This is a genomic window from Rhizobium sp. P40RR-XXII (genome assembly GCF_012641405.1).
Taxonomy (GTDB): Bacteria; Pseudomonadota; Alphaproteobacteria; order Rhizobiales; family Rhizobiaceae; genus Rhizobium.
Genome location: NZ_JABAII010000002.1, coordinates 144,999 through 163,613 on the forward strand (window position 1 = coordinate 144,999; position 18,615 = coordinate 163,613).

15 protein-coding genes and 1 pseudogene are annotated in these 18,615 nt (G+C 60.2%); 9 read left to right on the forward strand and 7 right to left on the reverse strand.

The window, feature by feature from the left end:
• The first annotated feature begins 176 nt into the window (after positions 1 to 176).
• A complete protein-coding gene (locus HGP16_RS04035) occupies positions 177 to 2,726 on the forward strand; it encodes a methyl-accepting chemotaxis protein (RefSeq protein ID WP_168838740.1) in 2,550 nt (849 codons plus the stop codon).
• Between the two features lie 68 nt (positions 2,727 to 2,794).
• Here HGP16_RS04035 and HGP16_RS04040 read toward each other — a convergent pair whose 3' ends face one another.
• Complete coding sequence (locus HGP16_RS04040) at positions 2,795 to 3,502, reverse strand: YafY family protein (RefSeq protein ID WP_168838741.1); 708 nt, start codon at positions 3,500 to 3,502, stop codon at positions 2,795 to 2,797.
• Positions 3,503 to 3,602: 100 nt separating this feature from the next.
• Here HGP16_RS04040 and HGP16_RS04045 point away from each other — a divergent pair, with 100 nt between their 5' ends.
• A complete protein-coding gene (locus HGP16_RS04045; protein WP_168838742.1) occupies positions 3,603 to 4,001 on the forward strand; it encodes a VOC family protein in 399 nt (132 codons plus the stop codon).
• Positions 4,002 to 4,271: 270 nt separating this feature from the next.
• Here the strand turns inward: HGP16_RS04045 and moaA are convergent, their stop codons facing one another.
• Positions 4,272 to 5,261, reverse strand: coding sequence for a GTP 3',8-cyclase MoaA (moaA, locus tag HGP16_RS04050; RefSeq protein ID WP_205926308.1), 990 nt, complete (start codon positions 5,259 to 5,261; stop codon positions 4,272 to 4,274).
• 194 nt (positions 5,262 to 5,455) lie between these two features.
• Here moaA and HGP16_RS04055 point away from each other — a divergent pair, with 194 nt between their 5' ends.
• Both HGP16_RS04055 and HGP16_RS04060 read left to right on the forward strand, forming a co-directional pair.
• Complete coding sequence (locus tag HGP16_RS04055; RefSeq protein WP_168838744.1) at positions 5,456 to 5,830, forward strand: gamma-butyrobetaine hydroxylase-like domain-containing protein; 375 nt, start codon at positions 5,456 to 5,458, stop codon at positions 5,828 to 5,830.
• A gap of 34 nt (positions 5,831 to 5,864) precedes the next feature.
• On the forward strand, positions 5,865 to 7,064 hold the full coding sequence (locus tag HGP16_RS04060) for a low temperature requirement protein A (protein ID WP_168838745.1): 1,200 nt from the start codon (positions 5,865 to 5,867) through the stop codon (positions 7,062 to 7,064).
• On the opposite strand, the gene HGP16_RS04065 is transcribed toward HGP16_RS04060, so the two are convergent.
• Positions 7,058 to 7,543, reverse strand: a complete 486-nt coding sequence (locus tag HGP16_RS04065; protein ID WP_168838746.1) for a MarR family winged helix-turn-helix transcriptional regulator — start codon at positions 7,541 to 7,543, stop codon at positions 7,058 to 7,060. The two genes, HGP16_RS04060 and HGP16_RS04065, sit on opposite strands and share 7 nt — an antisense overlap.
• Positions 7,544 to 7,588: 45 nt before the next feature.
• On the opposite strand from HGP16_RS04065, the pseudogene HGP16_RS04070 reads away from it, so the two are divergent.
• Positions 7,589 to 8,551: pseudogene (locus tag HGP16_RS04070) on the forward strand (alpha/beta hydrolase); the annotation flags it as partial.
• A 57-nt stretch (positions 8,552 to 8,608) separates the two neighbouring features.
• Positions 8,609 to 9,217 (forward strand): pyridoxamine 5'-phosphate oxidase family protein, encoded by a 609-nt coding sequence (locus HGP16_RS04075; RefSeq protein WP_168839159.1) that lies wholly within the window; start codon positions 8,609 to 8,611, stop codon positions 9,215 to 9,217.
• A gap of 75 nt (positions 9,218 to 9,292) precedes the next feature.
• Here HGP16_RS04075 and HGP16_RS04080 read toward each other — a convergent pair whose 3' ends face one another.
• The 3 genes from HGP16_RS04080 to fumC all read right to left on the reverse strand — a co-directional run bounded on the left by HGP16_RS04080 (position 9,293) and on the right by fumC (position 13,925).
• Positions 9,293 to 10,360, reverse strand: a complete 1,068-nt coding sequence (locus HGP16_RS04080; protein ID WP_168838747.1) for a GGDEF domain-containing protein — start codon at positions 10,358 to 10,360, stop codon at positions 9,293 to 9,295.
• 198 nt (positions 10,361 to 10,558) lie between these two features.
• Complete coding sequence (locus tag HGP16_RS04085) at positions 10,559 to 12,166, reverse strand: fumarate hydratase (protein ID WP_168838748.1); 1,608 nt, start codon at positions 12,164 to 12,166, stop codon at positions 10,559 to 10,561.
• Positions 12,167 to 12,533: 367 nt separating this feature from the next.
• Positions 12,534 to 13,925 (reverse strand): class II fumarate hydratase, encoded by a 1,392-nt coding sequence (gene fumC / locus HGP16_RS04090; protein ID WP_168838749.1) that lies wholly within the window; start codon positions 13,923 to 13,925, stop codon positions 12,534 to 12,536.
• Between the two features lie 405 nt (positions 13,926 to 14,330).
• Here fumC and HGP16_RS04095 point away from each other — a divergent pair, with 405 nt between their 5' ends.
• Positions 14,331 to 16,229 carry a murein L,D-transpeptidase gene (locus tag HGP16_RS04095; protein ID WP_168838750.1) on the forward strand — a complete coding sequence of 633 codons (1,899 nt, stop codon included), beginning with the start codon at positions 14,331 to 14,333 and terminating at the stop codon, positions 16,227 to 16,229.
• A 71-nt stretch (positions 16,230 to 16,300) separates the two neighbouring features.
• Here HGP16_RS04095 and HGP16_RS04100 read toward each other — a convergent pair whose 3' ends face one another.
• Positions 16,301 to 16,975, reverse strand: a complete 675-nt coding sequence (locus HGP16_RS04100) for an HAD family hydrolase (protein ID WP_168838751.1) — start codon at positions 16,973 to 16,975, stop codon at positions 16,301 to 16,303.
• Positions 16,976 to 17,170: 195 nt separating this feature from the next.
• Here HGP16_RS04100 and rpiA point away from each other — a divergent pair, with 195 nt between their 5' ends.
• A complete protein-coding gene (gene rpiA, locus HGP16_RS04105) occupies positions 17,171 to 17,872 on the forward strand; it encodes a ribose-5-phosphate isomerase RpiA (RefSeq protein ID WP_168838752.1) in 702 nt (233 codons plus the stop codon).
• A 13-nt stretch (positions 17,873 to 17,885) separates the two neighbouring features.
• Positions 17,886 to 18,443 (forward strand): DUF2059 domain-containing protein, encoded by a 558-nt coding sequence (locus tag HGP16_RS04110; RefSeq protein WP_168838753.1) that lies wholly within the window; start codon positions 17,886 to 17,888, stop codon positions 18,441 to 18,443.
• The last annotated feature ends 172 nt before the right edge of the window (positions 18,444 to 18,615 follow it).

An 18,615-nucleotide genomic window follows, 5' to 3' on the forward strand; every position in this document is an offset into this window, starting at 1 on the left:
GAGGTTGCAGATTTTTTGCCGATACAACGGCTTTTAATCGCGCGATTAATTCTTATTCAATCTTATTTTCCGACGCTTGCTGCGGTTTTGCATGAGGCAGAAGCACTTACCGCAGCGCAGCAGGAATGACGATCCCGCCTTCGCCGGATATTTTTATAATCCAGTTGAGGCGCCGCATGTTTTTCATTGATCGTCTTCTGCAAGGCCGTCGAATTGTAACCAAGGTCCTCATTTTCGTGGTGCCCCTGGTGGTTCTCATCGCCGGCGTCGGCCTGGCCGGCTATCACACGGCCAATATTCTGAACGGCCATATGACCGTCACGCGCGCGACGATTGAAAATATCAGCGACTTCGAAAACCTGCAGGCCGCCCTGCAGGAGTTTACCGCTTCGCCTTCGGAGGAGACACGCCAGGCGCTTACGGCGAAGATCGACGCCCAGGAGCAGGGCGTGCATCGGCTGAGCGGATTGCTGAGCGACGACCAGCGCGCCAAGATCGTTCCGGTCAGCGAGCTTGCCGCCAAGATGCGTTCGCAGGAGGCCACGCTCTGGACTATCCGGCAGAAACAGAACGGCGATGTCGACGCCATCCAGAAGGCGGTGCAAAACATCGCGGCGACGGCCAAGGCGGCCGGTAAGCAGATCGACATCATTCGCAAGGATTTCGGCGACAAGGAAACCTTCGCCAAGGAACTGCTTTACGATGCCGCCGCCTATAAGGGGCTGTCGGAGAAGATGAGCAATCTGCGCATCCAAGTGCAGATGGCTGCCGATTCCACCGAAGAGATTTCGGATGCGCGCACCTATGCCGATGCCATTCTGAAGCAGGTAAAGGTTTCAAAGGCTCTCGTATCCAAACGTGGCGCGGCTCTCGTCGCGAACGCTTCAGATGCCGCCGACAAGCTTGACGCGGTGTTGAAGGGTTCAGACACGCCCGATCAGAAGGTCGAGGCGATGGCCCCCGTCCTGCAGAGCTTCGTGAAGATCGAAGGCGAGATGACCTTGCAGTCGGCCAAGAACAGCGACACCGCGGCCGATCGCTTCGTCAGCCTGGACAAGATCATCGATGGCCAGAAGGAGCTTCTGGACCATGTCGACCAGGCGCTCGGCATCGTCGATCGCCTGGCGCTGCATGCATCGCGCATGGAAAACGTCCGCGATGCTGCCTCGCGCGATCCGGTGCTTGCCGACCTAAAAGACCTGCAGACCGTTGCAGCCAGGATCTCGGAACTTGGCCAAACCAATGCCACGATGCGCGATTTTGCCGCTCACATGAAGCCGCTGATCGATGGCCTGACCAACGGCTCGGCCGATCTGCTGCAGACCGCGGCCGATTGGAAAACGACGCGCGTTCAGTCGAACGGCCTGCTCGCCGATGCCATGACGTCGCTGCGCAGCTTCGTCGCCCAGGCACAGGAGCTCGGCAAGGAAGACAGCGAACGCTCGGCCAATGTCTCGGTCATCGCCATGATCGTCGGCACGCTGCTTGCCATCATCGGCGGCCTGATGCTGGTGGAAACCCTGCGTGGCCCGCTGAAGCGCGTTACCGACGTCATGACCCGCCTTGCTAGCGGCGATCTGGACGTGGCGATCGACGGCCGCAATCGCGGTGACGAGATCGGCGACATGGTGCGTTCCGTCAGCGTCTTCCGCGATGCCGCGCTCGAAAATGTCCGTCTGGAGCGAGAAGCGGAAAGTGCGCGTGCGCTTTCCGCCGAGGAAACGTCCCGCCGCGCCGCTGAACGCGCCCGCATCGAGGCCGAGCAGAAGCAGGCGCTCAATGCCCTGGCTGACGTTCTTGCCAAGCTTGCCGACGGCAATCTGGAGGAGGGCATGCGTGAAGACCTCTCTGCTGATTTCGTGGAAATGGCCTTCACCTACAATCATGCGATCGAGGCGCTGCGCGAGACCCTGACGGACGTTCGCTACACGGCCGAAGAAATCAAGGGCGGCACTGGCAACCTCGCCATGTCGGCCGACGATCTGGCGCGGCGCACCGAGCAGCAGGCGGCCGCTCTCGAGGAAAGCTCGCGGGCTCTGCATCGCCTCAGCGACGTGGTGCGCTCGACGGCCGACCGCGCACGGCAGACGGCGACATCCGTCAATGAGACACAGGCGTATGCGACCCAATCCGGCGAAGTAGTCGCCAAGGCCGTGGGTGCCATGAGCGAGATCAATCGTTCGTCGGAGAAGATCGCCACGATCATCGGCGTCATCGATGAGATCGCCTTCCAGACCAATCTGCTGGCGCTGAATGCCGGCGTCGAGGCTGCTCGTGCCGGCGAGGCAGGCCGCGGTTTTGCGGTGGTGGCACAGGAAGTGCGCGAGCTGGCGCAACGCTGCGCCAATGCGGCGAAGGAGATCAAGGGCCTGATTTCGGCAAGTTCCGCCCAGGTACAGAACGGCGTTCATCTGGTCGAGCAGACCGGCGCTGCGCTGGCGGAGATCATCAGCCACGTTACCGGCGTCCAGAAGCTGGTTGCCGATATTTCGTCGGCGACCACCGAGCAGTCGACCGGTATCGAGGAAGTCACCCGTGCGGTGTCCGAGGTGGAACTCATCACGCAGCGCAACGCGGCCATGGTCGAGGAAAACAATGCCGAGATCCATGGCCTGCGCCAACGCGTCGACATGCTCTCAGAGAAGATAGACCGTTTCCGGACGGGCGAGGGCGAGGCGGAATACCAAGGCTATGGCGACGCCGGAACACGGTATCGCGCTGCTTAAATCGGTATATCAGCAAAAATCTATAATCCATTGAAAAGACCGGCCAACGTGCGGGCATTTTCCATCGATTATGACAAGTGCGGAGATAGACGAACCTGGTCTTCGCGCCAGCGCTGCCAGCGGCGGCGCAATTCGCCCGACCGCAAGCCAATGGGCTCATCGAGTATCTCTGCCGCGGCGATGCGGTCGGTGCGGAAATGGCGGAAGCCCTGTCGTAGTTCGCACCAGGCGACCAGCAGGCTGCTCGTTTCGGCATAACCGAGGATCACCGGCCACACCGTGCGTTCGGTTTCCTCGCTTGCCTCCGAATTGTACCGCAGCCGCAGTTTCATGCCGTTGCGGATTGCCGATCTGAGCAGCGATGCATCGACACGTTCCTCAGGCTTGCCGCTTGTCGGTCTTGCGCCCACGCTCGGCTCGATGACGAAAAGGCGAAGGCGCTCGGGGACGACGGCGGCGATCTTTGCCACGACATCGCGCGCCGCATTGGCGAGCACCTTGTCCGAATGGGCGGAGACCCATTGCGCGCCCAACACCACCGCCTCCAACTCGTCAGGCGCCAGCATCAGTGGCGGCATGTCGTAGCCGGCAGCGAGCAGGTAGCCCAACCCAGCCTCACCCTCGATCGGGACTCGCTGGCCAATCAGGTCCGCGACGTCGCGATAGACGGTGCGCTTGGAGACCTCCAGTTCCGCCGCCAGCGCGCTCGCCGTCACCGGCCGGGTCGATCGGCGCAGAATCTGGATGATCTGAAACAGTCGGTCGGCACGGCGCATCGCATACTTACTCCTGCTGACAGTATGCTGGCAGCAGGGGCGTGCGACAAGGGGTTCTGCGAGGCCGCGAAGGCTTTGCGGTCAATCGAAAGGACCAGTTATGAAGTTGGCTTCCACCCGTCTCATCGCAGGCGATATCAAGGCCATGGTTGCCTTTTATGAGATGGTAACCGGGCTCCAAGCCCGATGGCTCGCCCCGGTCTTTGCCGAGATCGAGACCACGGCTGCAACCTTGGCCATCGGCTCCATCGAGACTGTCGCGCTTTGGAAGGAAGGCAGCGCCGAGCCCGGCGCCAATCGCACCGCCTATCTCGAATTCCAGGTCGAGGACATCGATTTGGAATACGAGCGCCTGAAAGACAAGGTTCCTCTCGTCCACGAGCTGAAGATAATGCCCTGGAGCAACAAGACCTTCCAGTTCCGTGACCCTGAGGGAACGGCAGTTTCGCTGTATATGCCGGCGACCGACGCGGCGAAGAAGCGCTTCGCGTCGCGCTAGAGCCGGATGATTTTAGGTCTGTTCGACCTACAATCTGAATCCGCTCTAGAATCAAAGAAGTAGAGCGTGATGTCGTCCGAAAACCGCCTACACTTTTCGGCATCACGCGCTAGGTTGCAGGAGGGCATCGTTCCGCCGTCCGGCTGCCGCCCCGACTGCAGACCGGCATCACGTTGGCCCGCACGAGGCTAAATAAACGGTGTGCGCGGATGAGCCGATCCGCTTACCGTGCGTGCCGGTCTGATTAGATCATCGGGCGAAATGGCGCGTTTAGCCGCCGGTGACGCTCATGTGGCGCGCGACCGCCGGTCGATTGTGCGTGCGGTCGATGATGAAGTCGTGGCCCTTCGGCTTGCGGGTGATCGCTTCGTCGATTGCGGCATTGAGCAGGGCGTCGCTCTCGCTCGCGCGCAGTGCCGTGCGCAGATCGGCCGCGTCGTTCTGCCCGAGGCACATATAGAGCGTGCCCGTACAGGTAAGCCGCACGCGATTGCAGCTCTCGCAGAAATTATGGGTCATCGGTGTGATGAAGCCGAGGCGGCCGCCGGTCTCCGTGACTTCGACGTAGCGGGCCGGGCCGCCTGTCTTGTAGGAAATATCGGTCAGCGTGAACTGACGTTCGAGATCGGCTCGCAGCTCGGAAAGCGGCAGATATCGGTCGGTGCGATCCTCATCGATCTCGCCCATGGGCATCGTCTCGATAACGGTCAGGTCCATGCCGCGACCATGAGCGAACCGCAGCAGGTCCGGAATTTCCTCTTCGTTGAAGCCTTTGAGAGCAACGGCATTCAGCTTGATCTTCAGGCCGGCTTTTTGCGCGGCGTCGATGCCCTCCATCACCTTGGAGAAATCTCCCCAGCGCGTGATGGTTCGGAATTTGTCGGGATCGAGCGTGTCGAGGGAAACGTTGATGCGCCTGACGCCGCAGTCGTAAAGTTCGTCGGCGTGGCGCGCGAGCTGCGATCCGTTGGTCGTCAGGGTCAGTTCGTCAAGTTCACCGTTTTGGACGTGCTTGCCGAGTTCGCGCACCAGGAACATGATGTTCTTGCGCACCAAAGGCTCGCCGCCGGTGAGCCTGATCTTGCGCACGCCCTTGGCGATGAAGGCGGAACAGAGCCGGTCGAGTTCTTCGAGCGTCAGCAGATCCTTCTTGGGCAGGAAGGTCATGTTCTCTGCCATGCAGTAGGTGCAGCGGAAGTCGCAGCGATCCGTCACGGAAACGCGCAGATAGGTGACGGCGCGCCCGAAAGGATCGATCATGGGGCCTGCATCCGCCTGAAGCGGTGATGCGTTGCCTATGCTGCCGACGATGCTGTTCACTCACGCCTCCATCAGACTTCTAATGTGGGCATAGGCGATTATTGCGTCAAGGAAAATGCTTCTCGATTACACTTGCGCGTGAACGAGCGGCGGCCTAATTCTCGAAAAAGACACTGAAAGGCATGGAAAAATCGATGAGCGACGTTTGGCCGACCGAATTGCGGGTCTCGAAGGACCGGCATCACCTCAAAGTGACATTCGACGATGGCGCGAGCTTCGATCTGCCGGCGGAAATGCTGCGGGTGCTGTCGCCTTCGGCCGAGGTGCAGGGGCATGGGCCGGGGCAGAAAGTCACCGTACCCGGCAAACGTAATGTCGGCATCATGTCCATGACGCCGACCGGCAACTATGCCGTGCGTATTGGATTCGACGACATGCACAATACCGGCATCTTCACCTGGATCTACCTGCGCGAACTCGGCGAGAAGGGTAGTGAACTTTTCGCGGCTTATGAGGCCGAATTGAAGGAAAAAGGCCTCAGCCGTGACCCGGGGCGAAGGCCGCACTAGCATAATCTCCAGCAACGGAAAGAAGGGCGTAGGCATGATCCTTGGGGGTAGGGAAAACTGGCTTCGCGCCAAGGGCAGCAAGAACGAGAGCAAGGTCTCCTTCGTCGAGCTGTTTTTTGATCTGGTGTTCGTTTTCTCGATTTCGCAGCTTGCGCATTCGCTGGCGGAGCATTTCACGCCGCTCGGCGCGCTGGAAGCCGTCATGCTGATCTTCGCGGTCTGGTGGGTCTGGGTCTGCACGGCATGGGTAACCAACTGGCTCGATCCAGATCGCATGCCGGTGCGCATCATGCTGTTCACGCTGATGTTTGCGGGTCTGATCCTCTCTGCCGCGATCCCCGAGGCCTTTGGCGAGAAGGCGATTTTCTTTGCCGGCGCCTATGTCTTCATGCAGGTCGGGCGCTCGTTGTTCACGGTCTACGCCCTCAAAAACACCAGCCCCAGCAACCACCGCAATTTCCTCCGCATCACCAGCTGGTTCGTATTGTCGGGTATTTTCTGGATCGCCGGTGCGCTGATGGAGGGTGAGGCGCGGATCATCCTCTGGCTGATCGCGGTCCTTATGGAATATTCGGCTCCCGCGCTCGGGTTCCGAGTTCCGGGTCTCGGCAAATCGACGACCGCCGACTGGGATGTTTCGGGCGCGCACTTTGCCGAACGCTGCGCCCTGTTCATCATCATCTGTCTCGGCGAGGCCGTCCTGCAGGCGGGCAAGGTCTTTGCCGATCAGCCGGTCACGCCCCTGATCGTTGCGGTATTCATCACCGCTTTCGTCGGCACCGTTGCCCTGTGGTGGATCTACTTCCAATTCGGGCATGAACGGGCGGCGCATCGCATCGAACATGACGACACGCCGGGCAGCCTGGCGCGCGAGGCCTTTACTTACGCGCATATTCTCATCCTCGCCGGTATCATCCTCAGCGTCGTCGGCGACGAATTCCTGTTCGCGCATCCGCACGAGCAGGCCGACATGCATGCGGCCGCCGCCATCCTTGGCGGCCCGGCCGTGTTTCTGGCCGGAAATCTGTGGTTCAAGGGAGCGACCACCGGCCGGGCGCCGCTGTCGCATATAGCGGGTCTCGTCGGATTGGCGCTGCTGCTTTTCACCTTGCCGATGGTCGTGGTCTACCAGCTCGGCATTCTCGCCACGGCCGTGCTCATCGTCGTGGCGATCTGGGAGTTCGCGTCTTTGAACCGGGTCGTCCCTTCGGCGCGATCAGCGGGCGATCACTGATCGCCGGCGGGTTCCAGCGGCTGTCGCTCTTCCTGTATCAGGAGGCCGACGACCCGCTCCATATGCACGGCAATTGCCTCGCATTCTTCGATCGGTGTGTCTGAGAGCGTCCAGTCGATGAGGGCGGTTTGTATGGTCATGGCTTCTTCGGTGACGCGCCGGCCCTCCTCGGTCAGATAGAGGCGCAGCACACGCTTGTCCTGCTTGTCGCCGCGCCTTTCGATCAGCCCACGATTTTCCATCTGCGGCAGCAGCATGCTCATGTTGGAGCGGCCGACCAGCAGTTTGCGGGCAAGTTCCTGCTGCGAAATCCCTTCGAAGCGAAACAGGTTGACGAGAATGTCGAGATGCGGCGGCTTGATGTCGAGATGGACCAAGGCCCTTGTGAGCGATTGCTGCATCAGCTGGCAGGCGCGTGCGACGGCGACCCAGCTTCGAAAACGAGGATGGTCCCAGGGTAGGGGTTGATTTTTGTTCATCGTTGTACTTTATTGTTCATAGTTGAACATTATCGGATTCCCACTATGCCATCCTTTGCGCTCAAGGTCACCCGGTCGGGTCTGTCCGGCCTTGGAAGGCTGTCCCCGCGGCTTGCCGGCAAGGCCGCGTTCCGGCTTTTCTGCCTGACGCCCTCGCGCCGTCCCCGCGGCGCCAAGGCCAGGGCGGCGCATATGGAGGGCAGGGAACGCCTTCTGACCGCGGAGCAGGTCATGCTGCCGTTTCCGGGCGGCCGCGCGATGGCCTATCGCTTCAATGGCGGAGCAAAGGGGCCGCGAAAGCGCTATCTCGTTGTACATGGTTGGGGCTCCAGCAGCGAATATATGTCCGAGTTGACGGTGTTCCTTGCGGGCAGCGGAGCGGAAGTCATCTCGCTGGATCTTCCAGGCCACGGCCGCTCGGGCGGACGGTTCCTGAACGTGCGTTTGGCCGTTTCCGCCATTGCCGCGGCGTTTGCCCGCTTCGGCGGCTTCGATGCCGCCATCGGGCACTCCTTCGGTGGCGCATCTCTGGCACTGGCGTGCGCGGGCTTTCTGCCTGATGTCGATCCGGTTCATCCGGGCAAATTGGTACTGATCGGCGCGCCGAGCGCCATGGGGTGGCTGTTTAAGGATTTCGGCCGCCTGATGAGGCTTAGGCCCGCGACACAGGCCGCTTTGGAAGACGAAGTTCGCCGGGTGACAGGCAGGACGCTTGCCTCCTATGACCAGAAACGCGGCAAGCTCGATCCAGGCCGGCCCGTCCTCGTCATCCATGCCGAGGACGACAAGGAGGTGAGTGCCGAACATGCACGCGCCTACGCTGCCCAGGGATCGCATGTGCGTCTGTTCTGGGCCAATGGCTTCGGGCATCGGCGCATCGTCGGCGCCGCTCCAGTGTTCGAGGCGATCGACGTTTTTCTGTCGGAGATCGCGGACGCGGAAAATCCACTCGAAAACGGTGACGGTACGGTGCTATCGTTTTACCGAATCCCGCAGCGCCGCTCCTCCCAGAAGAACTTGCGTCGCGCGGGCCTTGGACAAGTCGCCAGAAAACCGCGAGGCAGCATGCGTATCGTCACTTCAGTCGAGGAACTAAAAGAGATCTATGGTGATGCGGGCGAAGCTTCGATCACCAAGGTGACGACGGTGTTGACGCCGCTTTATCGCCGGATGATCGAAGCCTCTCCCTTCATGGCGCTGGCAACGGTGGGGCCGGAAGGGCTCGATTGCTCACCGCGCGGTGACTTGGGTGGCGTCGTCCGCGTCGCGGACGAACAGACGCTGCATCTTCCGGATTGGCGCGGCAACAACCGCGTCGATTCGCTTGCGAACATCGTGCGCGACCCGCGCATCGCGCTGATGTTTCTGATTCCGGGATCGAATACGACGATGCGGCTCAACGGCAGAGCAGTTGTTTCGATCGAGCCGGCCTTGCTGGACGGTTTCAAGATGGATGGCAAGCATCCGCGCTGCGTCGTCGTGATCACGATCGAGGAAGTGTATTTCCAGTGCGCCCGAGCGGTGATGCGGGCCGAGCTATGGAATGCGGAACGGTTTGCCGATCCGTCCAGCCTGCCGAGCCCGGGCATGATGCTCAAGGCGGCAAAAGACGATTTCGATCAGGAAACCTATGATCGCGAAGCGCCGGCGAGGGCTGCCAAGACGCTTTGGTAAGCCCAAAACGACCCTGGCAAGCAAAGCCGCCGGCCTGCATGGGAAGGCAGGGCCGGCGGGTGGTTGGCTGCGCTTCTAGTTCTTGTAGATGAGCCAACTTTTGGTGAAGTCTTTCTGCATGCCTTCCTGGTAGATGCTGCTGCAGTTGCGGCCGGCATTCTTGGCACAATAGAGCGCCAGGTCGGCCTTATTGTATAGTTCGCCGGAATCAACGGCTTCCGAGGCCATGCAGGCGCCGAGCGACAGCGTGATCGGACCGTAGTCAACGCGTGTTCGGGAGTTTTTGAACGGCGTCGTCTCAAGCGTGCGGCGGATCCGCTCGCAGACCATCGCAACTTCCTCGACATTGGTGGCTTCCAGAATCAGGGCGAATTCCTCTCCGCCGACGCGAGCCACGAAAACGTCGCGCCGGACATTGGCGCGAATGATGGATGCGACGGTTGCCAGGATCTTGTCGCCGACCGGATGGCCGAACGTATCGTTGATGCGCTTGAAATGATCGATGTCGGCCAGCACCAGCGCCGTTGTCGGCCGGGTCAGCTGATTGTCGAAGATGGGGACCAGGCGATCCTCGAAAGCGCGCCGATTGGAAAGCCTGGTCAGGGCGTCGGTATTGGCAATGCGCTTGTATTCATCCAGTTCCTTGCGGACCTGGTCCATTTCCTGACTGCGCTGGACAACGTTCTCCACCGTTTTTTCGCCCTGCGCCATGGTATCGCCGGTCGCCGCGGTCAGTATGTCGATGGCACCACGCAACAGCTCGGCGCTGTTGTGGCTTCTTGAGCTTATGTTCTCACAGGTCTCGCCAAGCAGCCGGTTATAGCTTTGGAGGGTGGCCTGCTCCTGCTGCAATGCGCGCAGGACCGTATCGAGCCCGATGGTCAAGCGGGCATGTGCGTCATCGAAAACACGGCCCGCATGATGCGGAAAATACTTGGCTCCGATCGCATCCAGTTTCTCCTGGGTGGCGCTGTTGCCGAGTGCTGCAAATTCGCGCGTGAGGGCGGGATTGGAGCCGATATAGGCTTCATAGAAAAGCTCGTAATTGCGCGGAATAGGTGCGATGCCCATCGAACGCATGGCATAGGTAATCTGCCCCGCCACGTCGGGATTTTGCGCCTTTGGCGCAATCGCCGTACTCATCGTGAGCTCCGTAACATGTATTGGTTAAATCCCATTTTTATTTATACGCAGAATCTTTGAAAAAATATTAAGAGATTGATAGTGAGAAATTGTTGATCCGTAAAGTTTTATTCAAAAGTAGTATAATTAAGGTATGCTTTTACATACGAAGGCGCCGTCGGCGCCTTCGTTCAAGCCGGGCAATAATAGTCTTGAATATTACCCCAGGTTGAGTTCCTGGAAGAAGTCGTTGCCCTTGTCGTCGATGACGATGAAGGCTGGGAAATCCTCCACCTCGATCTTCCAGACGGCTTCCATGCCAAGTTCCGGATATTCCAGAACATCGACTTTTTTGATGCAATCCTGAGCGAGGCGGGCGGCCGGACCGCCGATCGAGCCGAGATAGAAACCGCCATGCGCCTTGCAGGCCTCGCGTACGGCGCGCGAGCGGTTGCCTTTGGCGAGCATCACCATGGAGCCGCCGAAGGACTGGAACTGGTCGACATAGCTGTCCATGCGGCCGGCCGTCGTCGGGCCAAAGGAACCGGATGCGTAGCCGGCGGGTGTCTTGGCCGGGCCGGCGTAGTAAACCGGATGGTTCTTGAGGTAATCCGGCATGCCCTGGCCCTTTTCCAGGCGCTCGCGGATCTTTGCATGCGCCAGGTCGCGCGCCACGATGATCGTGCCGGTGAGCGACAGGCGCGTTTTGACCGGATGCTGCGACAGTTCAGCCAGAATATCCGCCATCGGCCGGTTGAGATCGATGCGCACCATCGATTCGGAGAGCTTTGCCTCGTCGATCTCGGGCATGTATTTGGAGGGATCGGTCTCGAGCTGCTCGATGAAGATGCCGTCGCGCGTGATCTTGCCCTTGGCCTGGCGGTCGGCGGAACAGGAAACGCCGAGGCCGATCGGCAGCGAGGCGCCATGGCGGGGCAGGCGGATGACGCGCACGTCGTGGCAGAAATACTTGCCGCCGAATTGCGCGCCGACGCCGAGGCTCTGCGTCAGCTTATGGATTTCCTTTTCCATTTCGATATCCCGGAAGGCGTGCCCGCTTTCGGAGCCTTCCGTGGGAAGACAGTCCAGATACCGCGTCGAGGCGAGTTTGACCGTCTTGAGGTTCATCTCGGCCGAGGTGCCGCCGATGACGATGGCGAGATGGTAGGGGGGACAGGCCGCCGTGCCGAGCGTCAGGATCTTCTCCTTCAGGAAATCCAGCATGCGGTCATGCGTCAGAAGCGACGGCGTGCCCTGATAGAGAAAGGTCTTGTTGGCCGAGCCGCCGCCTTTTGCGACGAAGAGGAACTCGTAGGCGTCGGTGCCTTCCTCGTAGATATCGATCTGGGCCGGCAGATTGTTCTTGGTGTTCTTTTCCTCGAACATCTTGATCGGCGCGAGCTGCGAATAGCGCAGGTTCTTCTTCTCGTAGGCGTCGAGTACGCCCTTGGCGAGCGCTGCGCTGTCGCCGCCTTCCGTCCAGACGCGGCGCCCCTTCTTGGCCATGATGATCGCCGTGCCGGTATCCTGGCACATCGGAAGCACGCCGCCGGCGGCAATATTGGCATTCTTCAGCAGATCGTAGGCAACGAAGCGGTCGTTGTCGGTCGCCTCGGGGTCTTCCAGGATCGAGGCCAGCTGCTTCAGGTGGCCGGGGCGCAGCAGGTGATTGATATCGGCGAAAGCCGTCTCGGCAAGCAGGCGGATGCCCTCGGGATCGACGGTCAGGATGTCCTGGCCCTTGAAGGTATCGACGGAGACGTAATCGCCGGAAATCTTGCGATACGGAGTGGCGTCATCGCCGAGAGGAAATAGATCGTCAGCCATTTGGGAAACCTTTCGAGCCGGATGGCGGAGGAGATGTTTGGAAACGATCTAAATCCGGCTGGAGCCAAATGCAATTGTTTGGCTGCTAAGTCGAAATTTCAAAATGGGAGTTTGTTGGCGGTGCGCGCGTGGGTCGGACGGGTCTTCCGACGCTGAAACCTTGTGCCCGGCCCCTCACCCTAGCCCTCTCCCCGCTCATACGAGGAGAGGGGACGACCGCGCAAGATAGTGGCCGTTCGACCAGGGAGGTTTGCCATCTAACGAGGGAAACTCCCTCTCCCCGCAAGCGGGGAGAGGGCTGGGGTGAGGGGCCAGGCAGATCACCGCGTTGCCGAGGGACGTGCCTGACCTTCGCAGAACGAGGAACTCACCTAGGCCCGATCATGGTCTCCGGCCGGACGATGGCGTCATATTCTTCCGAGGAGACCAATCCGCTAGCCAGTGCCTCTTCCTTCAGGGTCGTGCCATTCTTGTGCGCTGTCTTGGCGATCTTGGCGGCATTGTCGTAGCCGATCTTCGGCGCGAGCGCCGTTACCAGCATCAGCGAGCGCTCCAGGCCGGCCTTGATGTTGTCCTCGCGGGCCTCGATGCCGACGACGCAATGATCCGTAAAGGAGACGGCGGCGTCGCCGAGCAGCTGCACCGACTGCAGGAAATTGTAGGCCATCATCGGATTGTAGACGTTAAGCTCGAAGTGACCCTGGCTGCCGGCAAAGGTCAGCGCGGCATTGTTGCCGAAGATGTGAATACAGACCTGCGTCAGCGCCTCGCACTGTGTCGGATTGACTTTGCCCGGCATGATCGACGAGCCCGGCTCGTTTTCCGGCAAAGCCAGTTCGCCGAGACCTGAGCGCGGGCCGGAGCCGAGCAGGCGGATATCGTTGGCGATCTTGAAGAGCGCCGCTGCCGCCGCATTGATGGCGCCATGGCTGAAGACCATCGAATCATGGGCGGCCAGCGCCTCGAACTTGTTCGGCGCGGTGACGAAGGGCAGGCCGGTGATCTTGGCGATCTCGTCGGCAACCTTCTCGGCAAAGCCGATCGGCGCATTGAGGCCGGTTCCGACCGCCGTGCCGCCCTGGGCGAGTTCGCAGAGACCCGGCAGCGTCAGCTCGATGCGCTTGATCGACGACGCAACCTGCGCGGCATAGCCTGAAAATTCCTGGCCGAGCGTCAGAGGCGTGGCATCCTGCGTGTGGGTGCGGCCGATCTTGATGATATGGGCGAAGTCGGCGACCTTCTTTTCCAGCGCCGCATGCAGATGCCGCAGGGCCGGCAGCAGGTGATGGACGATCTGCTCGGCGCAGGCGATGTGCATGGCCGTCGGATAGGTATCGTTCGACGACTGGCTCATGTTCACGTGATCGTTCGGATGCACTGGCTTCTTCGAGCCCATGACGCCGCCAAGCATCTCGATCGCGCGGTTGGAGATCACCTCGTTGGCATTCATATTCGACTGCGTGCCCGAGCCGGTCTGCCAGACGACGAGCGGGAAATGGTCGTTGAGCTTGCCGTCAATGACTTCTTGCGCCGCAGCGGCGATCGTCTTGCCGAGCTCCGGGTCGAGCTGGCCGAGTTCCACGTTGGCGCGCGCTGCCGCCTGTTTGACGATGCCGAGAGCGCGGACGACCGACAGCGGTTGCTTTTCCCAGCCGATCTTAAAATTGCCAAGCGAGCGCTGCGCCTGCGCGCCCCAATAACGGTCGCTGGCGACCTCGATCGGGCCGAAGGTATCGGTTTCGGTGCGGGTGGACGTCATGTTGCTGGTCCTGCTTTCCATTGAGACGGATAGCAGCCATATAGGCCCGAACGGCGCCCAAGAAAACATCAAAGCGCTATTTCATGATCCTAGTGGTCATGTTTTCTCCCGCTGCGGCGTGCCCTTTTTAACACGCTCTCCATATATTCGCAGAAGTGCATTTCCACATGCTTAAAAAGGCTGGGAAATTTCAATAAAAGATTAACCAATAATTTCATAATTTTGTGTGAACTGAGCCACGGAAAGCGCCGATTCTTCGTAATGTGAAGGTGAGGCATTGAACGAAAGGCGGGTCTCGCCGTTTTCATTCTAGTGGGTATACGATGTTTCAAGACATCGCGGCCGAGTTGAAGACAGCCCCGCCAGGCTCGAAGTTATCGCACGATACAGGGACCCGATTAGAGAATGAAACTTGCCATCAAAGCCACAGCATCCGTCCTGGCTCTTTCCTGCTGCCTTTCCTCCATCGGCGTAACCTCCGCGAACGCGATGACTCTCATGGATTTCATCCGTGGCGGTCAAGGACGTCAGCAGAGCACACAGGTTTCGGCGCCGGTTCCCGGCAATCCGGCGCAGACGCTGAATCCTGATCAGCCTCCGCAGGCAAAACAGCCGCTGCCGACGGTGGATGCGCCGAAGTATTATACTTACAAGGCGGATTCGATGCGTCTGGTTTCGACCGCGCATTTTGCCGATCCGGTGGTGACTGGCGCGGTCGCCGACGCCTCTCCGGCGCCGGTCGCGGTCGATACCGAGATTTCGCAGCGTCGCTATCTTTCCGATGCGCGCGTCATGGCAACCAACGATATCGCCAAGGCGATCGAATCTTACTACGCCGATCAGAGCAAACCGCTTCTCTGGGTTGCGGATCACGCCATGAGCGACAAGGCGAAGGCCGCCATGACGGTTCTTGCCGATGCCGGTTCCGTTGGTCTCGACCCCGCCGATTATGCTGTGACGCCGCCCGGCGATGATGCTGCAAATGCCGACCCCGTGTTGCGTGATCGGGCTCTCATGCAGTTCGAGCTGGCGCTCTCCAGCAAGGTGCTGATGTTCGTCCAGGATACGGTCCGCGGCCGTCTCGACCCGAACAGGATCTCCGGCTATCACGACTTCAAGCGCAAGGACGTCAACCTGATGGCGATGCTCGACGTGTTGCGCGCCAGCCCCGACGTCGCCGCCTATCTCAACAGCCGCAGCCCATCCAACCAGCAGTTCACGCTGCTGAAGGCCGAGCTTGCGAAGTTGCGAGCCGAATCCGGTTCCGATGGCACCCGTATTTCGATTTCCTTGAGCGGCACCCTGAAGCCGGGCAGCAGCTCGCCGGAAATGGCCAATATCGTCAAGGCGATCGAGCATCGCGGATCGGATGCGCTGAAAACCGCCCATGCCGATCTTTTCGCGGCCTATCTGGGTACGCCTGACTACACGCCGGAACTGGTGTCGCTGGTCGAAGACTTCCAGAGGGAAAAGGGACTGACCGCTGACGGCGTAATCGGCCCGTCCTCCGTCCGGGCCATGGTCGGCGAGAACAACGATACGAAGATCCAGAAGCTCGTCGTTGCCATGGAACAGCTCCGCTGGCTTCCGGCCGAACTCGGACCGCGCTACGTCTTCATCAACCAGCCGGCGTTCATGGTCTATTACTACAATAATAACCAGGAACAGTTGTCGATGCGTGTCGTCGTCGGCGGCAAGCAGCACCAGACCTTCTTCTTCGAAAATCAGGTGCAGACGGTCGAGTTCAATCCTTTCTGGGGCGTTCCGCAGTCGATCATCATCAACGAGATGCTGCCGAAGCTGCGCTCTGATCCGAACTATCTCGACCGCATGGGCTATCAGGTCGAAGTTGGCGGTCGGGCAGTCGCATCGTCGAGCGTCGACTGGTACGGCTCGACGAAGAGCATCTCGGTTCGCCAGCCGCCGAGCAGCGACAACGCGCTGGGCGAGCTGAAGATCCTCTTCCCAAATTCGCACGCCATCTACATGCACGACACGCCGCAGAAAAGCTTCTTCAAGAAGGATATGCGCGCACTCAGCCATGGCTGCGTCCGCCTTGCCGATCCGCGCGCAATGGCTGCCGCCGTTCTGAACACCACGGTCGACGATGTCGCCAAGCAGATCGCGGCCGGCCAGAACAAGGCGGTCGCCGTGCCGCAGAAGTTCCCGATCTACATTGCTTACTTTACGGCCTGGCCGAACAAGGACGGCGTCGTCCAGTATTTCAACGACGTCTACGATCGCGACGCGGCAACGCTGAAGGCGCTCGATGCCACGACAAAGGCGCGCACTGCTCAGATCTGAGTTCTGTGCAGCGGAAAAACAAAAAAAGAGCGGCCGAAACGCCGCTCTTTTTGTTGGAAATATCGAATATCTCAGGCCGCGAGCAACCCCTCGACCAGTTCCGGCGTGAGCTCGTCGTAGTGGTAGATAATGCGGTTCGGGCCGAGGGTTTCCACGCCGACGTCGGAATAGCCGAACGGGACGGCGACAGAGGGCACGCCGGCATTACGGGCGACGAGAATGTCATTGATGCTGTCGCCGATCATGACGGTGCGGGCGATGTCGCCGCCCGCGCGCTCGACGGTGCCGATCAGATGCTCGGCATGCGGCTTGCGCACCGTGAAAGTGTCGCCGCCGGTAATGGCCTCGAAATATTGGGTCAGTTCGAGCCGGTCGAGGAGCGTGCGCGCAAGCGATTCCATCTTGTTGGTGCAGACAGCAAGCTTGTAGCCTTTATTCCTCAGCGTCACGAGCGCGGCCAGGAGCCCGGGATAGGGCTGCGTAACGCCGGGCATCGTCTCGGAATAATGGGTTATGAAGCGCTGCAGGAGGGCCGGCAATTCTTCCGACGTCAACGCGTAGCCGTGCAGCTTGCAGGCCCGCTCGATCATCACCTGCGCACCGTTACCGACGAGATGCGTCACGTCGTCGTAGCTGACCGGCGGAAGCTCAAGCGCGGCAATCGTATGGTTGAGGCTGACGATGAGGTCCGCGTGCGTGTCGAGCAGCGTGCCATCGAGATCGAATACGACAAGGGGAGATTTCACCAGGAATCGGCCTTTGCATGGAAAAGGGTGTGTCTTTTGGAGTTAAAAGATCACGCGGGCAATTGCAACCGAAGCACCCCGGAAGCCTCGGCGGAGAGGGGCGGGGATTTCTATATCATGCCGTTATTTTGGCTTTCGTTTGGCTGGAGAGCCGTGTAAACAGCAGACCAACGTAACAATGGGAGCAGGTGGCGCATGGACGCCCGCCAGATGAAGATTGAGGCTGCGAGAGCCGCACTCGCTCATGTCGAGAGCGGCATGCGGCTCGGGATCGGCACCGGCACCACGGCGGAGGAATTCGTTCGCCTGCTCGCTGAAAAGGTCGCGGCTGGCCTCTCGATCCAGGGCGTCCCAACTTCCGAAAGAACGGCCAAGCTCTGCAACGAGCTTGGCGTGCCGTTGAAATCGCTGGACGAGCTTCCGGAACTTGATCTGACCATTGACGGCGCCGACGAGCTGGATGGCGCGCTGACGCTGATCAAGGGCGGCGGCGGCGCGCTGCTGCGCGAGAAGATCGTTGCCGCTTCCTCAGCCCGCATGATCGTCATCGCGGATCAAAGCAAGGTCGTCGAGACGCTCGGAGCCTTCCCGCTGCCGATCGAGGTCAATCCCTTTGGTCTCGTTTCCACTCGCATCCTCATCGAGAAGGCGACCTCGCGTCTTGGGCTCTCGGGCGCGTTCAACATGCGCCGCTCCGGCGACAGCCTCTTTGTCACCGACGGAGGGCATTACATCGTCGATGCATCTTTCGGCCGTATTCCTGATGCAGAGGCGCTGTCGAGCGAGCTCTATTCGATTCCCGGCGTTGTCGAACACGGGCTCTTTATCCATATGGCGACATTAGCGATCATTGCCGGCCCTGCCGGTGCGCGTACGTTGCAGGCGAACAATACATAGGAGCACTCATCTCATGATCAAATTTGCGGGTCTTGGCCGTCTTGCCGCTGCAACCATCCTTCTTTCGGGCATTGCCCTGGGTTCCGTGAACGCTCAGGAAGTTTCCGAGGATCAGATCAAGGCTGCGCGCGCCGCGATCAACGCACTCGGCATCACCAACCAGTTCGATAATATCCTGCCGAACCTCGCCGAGCAGCTGAAGAGCACGATGATCCAGGCAAACCCGAATTTTGGCGATGCGATCAACTCGACCGTTGACGCCACCGCCCTGGCACTCGCTCCGCGTCGTGCCGATCTCGAGCGCGAAGCTGCCGTGACCTACGCCAAGGCATTCTCGGCCGACGAACTCAAGGCGATTGCCGATTTCTACAATTCGCCGGCCGGCAAGAAGCTTCTCAAGGACGGCCCGCTCGCCACTCGCGAGCTCTACAAGGCTGCCGATATCTGGAGCCAGGGTATTTCGCGCGATCTCGCCAAGCAGAGCAACGACGCTCTGCAGAAGGTCGTCAAGCAGCCCGTCGCGGTGCCGGATGCCGGTGCCGCCGCAGCGCAGCCCGCGCCGAAGCAGTAAGCAGAAATTCCTTGCCTCGGCCATTTTCGGCGCGGACGTCTCGCGTTTTCGGAATGATCGGCTGGCAGTTGCAAATTCGAAGCCCGGACAAGATCCGGGCTTTTCTTTTTGTATCGCGGCTCCCTATATGAGTGCGAACCCCCAATGATGCTTTTGCGCATGTTCATTTCGA

Excerpts from the sequence above, each read along its gene's own strand:
- HGP16_RS04065 (WP_168838746.1), bottom strand. The coding sequence starts at position 7,543 with ATGAACAAAAATCAACCCCTACCCTGGGACCATCCTCGTTTTCGAAGC.
- HGP16_RS04110 (WP_168838753.1), top strand. The coding sequence starts at position 17,886 with ATGATCAAATTTGCGGGTCTTGGCCGTCTTGCCGCTGCAACCATCCTT.
- HGP16_RS04085 (WP_168838748.1), bottom strand. The coding sequence starts at position 12,166 with ATGGCTGACGATCTATTTCCTCTCGGCGATGACGCCACTCCGTATCGC.
- HGP16_RS04095 (WP_168838750.1), top strand. The coding sequence starts at position 14,331 with ATGAAACTTGCCATCAAAGCCACAGCATCCGTCCTGGCTCTTTCCTGC.
- HGP16_RS04060 (WP_168838745.1), top strand. The coding sequence starts at position 5,865 with ATGATCCTTGGGGGTAGGGAAAACTGGCTTCGCGCCAAGGGCAGCAAG.
- HGP16_RS04080 (WP_168838747.1), bottom strand. The coding sequence starts at position 10,360 with ATGAGTACGGCGATTGCGCCAAAGGCGCAAAATCCCGACGTGGCGGGG.
- HGP16_RS04035 (WP_168838740.1), top strand. The coding sequence starts at position 177 with ATGTTTTTCATTGATCGTCTTCTGCAAGGCCGTCGAATTGTAACCAAG.
- moaA (WP_205926308.1), bottom strand. The coding sequence starts at position 5,261 with ATGATCGATCCTTTCGGGCGCGCCGTCACCTATCTGCGCGTTTCCGTG.
- HGP16_RS04040 (WP_168838741.1), bottom strand. The coding sequence starts at position 3,502 with ATGCGCCGTGCCGACCGACTGTTTCAGATCATCCAGATTCTGCGCCGA.
- fumC (WP_168838749.1), bottom strand. The coding sequence starts at position 13,925 with ATGACGTCCACCCGCACCGAAACCGATACCTTCGGCCCGATCGAGGTC.
- HGP16_RS04055 (WP_168838744.1), top strand. The coding sequence starts at position 5,456 with ATGAGCGACGTTTGGCCGACCGAATTGCGGGTCTCGAAGGACCGGCAT.
- HGP16_RS04045 (WP_168838742.1), top strand. The coding sequence starts at position 3,603 with ATGAAGTTGGCTTCCACCCGTCTCATCGCAGGCGATATCAAGGCCATG.
- HGP16_RS04075 (WP_168839159.1), top strand. The coding sequence starts at position 8,609 with ATGCGTATCGTCACTTCAGTCGAGGAACTAAAAGAGATCTATGGTGAT.
- rpiA (WP_168838752.1), top strand. The coding sequence starts at position 17,171 with ATGGACGCCCGCCAGATGAAGATTGAGGCTGCGAGAGCCGCACTCGCT.